The sequence below is a fragment of the Oceanobacillus locisalsi genome, from assembly GCF_042675985.1.
In the GTDB taxonomy this organism is placed as follows: domain Bacteria; phylum Bacillota; class Bacilli; order Bacillales; family Amphibacillaceae; genus Oceanobacillus; species Oceanobacillus locisalsi.
The window spans coordinates 1,679-4,710 of record NZ_JBHTKK010000049.1; the positions used below are offsets into that span (position 1 = coordinate 1,679).

The 3,032-nt window shown below is 51.9% G+C and carries 1 rRNA gene; it reads left to right on the forward strand.

Annotation, left to right across the window (positions count from 1 at the left end):
- Positions 1-64 precede the first annotated feature (64 nt).
- Positions 65-2,987 (forward strand): 23S ribosomal RNA (locus ACFQ19_RS20115).
- Positions 2,988-3,032: the final 45 nt, after the last annotated feature.

Consider the following 3,032-nt stretch of genomic DNA (forward strand, 5'->3'; position numbering starts at 1 on the left):
CAACAAAGCTATGAATTAGCGATAAACCAGATGACGTTGTCATCAACCATCTTATTCCTAACTTAGTTAAGTGAATAAGGGCGCACGGTGAATGCCTTGGCACTAGGAGCCGATGAAGGACGGGACTAACACCGATATGCCTCGGGGAGTTGTAAGTAAATGTTATTATCCGAGGATTTCCGAATGGGGAAACCCGCTGTTCGTAATGGAACAGTACATCTATCTGAATACATAGGGTAGATGAGGCACACCCGGGGAACTGAAACATCTCAGTACCTGGAGGAATAGAAAGAAACATCGATTTCCTGAGTAGCGGCGAGCGAAACGGAAAGAGCCCAAACCAAGGAGCTTGCTTCTTGGGGTTGTAGGACACTCCATGGGAGTTACAAAGAAATGTTTTAGATGAATCGACTTGGAAAGGTCAGCCAAAGAAGGTAACAGCCCTGTAATCGAAAAAGCATTTCCTCCGGAGTGTATCCTGAGTACGGCGGAACACGTGGAATTCCGTCGGAATCCGGGAGGACCATCTCCCAAGGCTAAATACTCCCTAGTGACCGATAGTGAACCAGTACCGTGAGGGAAAGGTGAAAAGCACCCCGGGAGGGGAGTGAAATAGAACCTGAAACCGTGTGCCTACAAGTAGTCGGAGCCCGTTAATGGGTGACGGCGTACCTTTTGTAGAATGGACCGGCGAGTTACGATCGTATGCAAGGTTAAGTGGAAGACACGGAGCCGCAGCGAAAGCGAGTCTGAACAGGGCGAGTGAGTATACGGTCGTAGACCCGAAACTGTGTGATCTACCCATGTCCAGGGTGAAGGTCAGGTAACACTGACTGGAGGCCCGAACCCACGTATGTTGAAAAATGCGGGGATGAGGTGTGGGTAGCGGTGAAATTCCAATCGAACACAGAGATAGCTGGTTCTCTCCGAAATAGCTTTAGGGCTAGCCTCAAGCAAAAGAGTACTGGAGGTAGAGCACTGATTGGACGAGGGGCCCCTACCGGGTTACCGAATTCAGTCAAACTCCGAATGCCAGCTACTTCCGCTTGGGAGTCAGACTATGGGTGATAAGGTTCATAGTCGAAAGGGAAACAGCCCAGACCGCCAGCTAAGGTCCCCAAGTATACGTTAAGTGGAAAAGGATGTGGCGTTGCACAGACAACCAGGATGTTGGCTTAGAAGCAGCCATCATTGAAAGAGTGCGTAATAGCTCACTGGTCGAGTGACGCTGCGCCGAAAATGTACCGGGGCTAAACGTATCACCGAAGCTGCGGATTGTTCTTTTAGAACAATGGTAGGAGAGCGTTCAAAGGGCAGTGAAGTCAGACCGTGAGGACTGGTGGAGCGCTTTGAAGTGAGAATGCCGGTATGAGTAGCGAAAAAAGAGTGAGAATCTCTTTCACCGAAAGCCTAAGGTTTCCTGAGGAAGGCTCGTCCTCTCAGGGTTAGTCGGGACCTAAGCCGAGGCCGACAGGCGTAGGCGATGGATAACAGGTTGATATTCCTGTACCACCTCATGATTGTTTGAGCAATGGGGGGACGCAGGAGGATAAGGAGTGCGCACCGATGGATGTGCGTCCAAGCATGCGAGGAAGTCAGACAGGCAAATCCGTCTGACATGATTCTGAGCTGTGACGGGGAGGGAAATAGAGTACCGAAGTTCCTGATTTCACACTGCCAAGAAAAGCCTCTAGTTAGATCATAGGTGCCCGTACCGCAAACCGACACAGGTAGGCGAGGAGAGAATCCTAAGGTGAGCGGGAGAACTCTCGTTAAGGAACTCGGCAAAATGACCCCGTAACTTCGGGAGAAGGGGTGCTCAGGCTGAGTCTGAGCCGCAGTGAATAGGCCCAAGCGACTGTTTAGCAAAAACACAGGTCTCTGCGAAGCCGAAAGGCGAAGTATAGGGGCTGACACCTGCCCGGTGCTGGAAGGTTAAGAGGAAGGGTTAGCTTTCGGGCGAAGCTCTGAATCGAAGCCCCAGTAAACGGCGGCCGTAACTATAACGGTCCTAAGGTAGCGAAATTCCTTGTCGGGTAAGTTCCGACCCGCACGAAAGGTGCAACGACTTGGGCACTGTCTCAACGAGAGACCCGGTGAAATTATACTATGCGTGAAGATGCGCATTACCCGCGACAGGACGGAAAGACCCCGTGGAGCTTTACTGTAGCCTGATATGGAATGTTTGTGCAGTTTGTACAGGATAGGTGGGAGCCGTTGAAACGTGAGCGCCAGCTTACGTGGAGGCATCCGTGGGATACCACCCTGACTGTATGACCATTCTAACCCAGAACCGTGATCCGGTTCGGAGACAGTGTCAGGTGGGCAGTTTGACTGGGGCGGTCGCCTCCTAAAAGGTAACGGAGGCGCCCAAAGGTTCCCTCAGAATGGTTGGAAATCATTCGCAGAGTGTAAAGGCAGAAGGGAGCTTGACTGCGAGACCTACAAGTCGAGCAGGGACGAAAGTCGGGCTTAGTGATCCGGTGGTTCCGCATGGAAGGGCCATCGCTCAACGGATAAAAGCTACCCCGGGGATAACAGGCTTATCTCCCCCAAGAGTTCACATCGACGGGGAGGTTTGGCACCTCGATGTCGGCTCATCGCATCCTGGGGCTGTAGTCGGTCCCAAGGGTTGGGCTGTTCGCCCATTAAAGCGGTACGCGAGCTGGGTTCAGAACGTCGTGAGACAGTTCGGTCCCTATCCGTCGTGGGCGTCGGAAGTTTGAGAGGAGCTGTCCTTAGTACGAGAGGACCGGGATGGACACACCGCTGGTGTACCAGTTGTTCCGCCAGGAGCACTGCTGGGTAGCTACGTGTGGTCAGGATAAGTGCTGAAAGCATCTAAGCATGAAGCCCCCCTCAAGATGAAACTTCCCATCACTTCAAGTGAGTAAAATCCCTCAAAGACGATGAGGTTGATAGGTCCGAGGTGGAAGCGTGGCGACACGTGCAGCTGACGGATACTAATCGATTGAGGACTTATCTAAGTTTTTTCATGTCGCCTTACGCTTATTTAGTTTTCAGGGTACAAA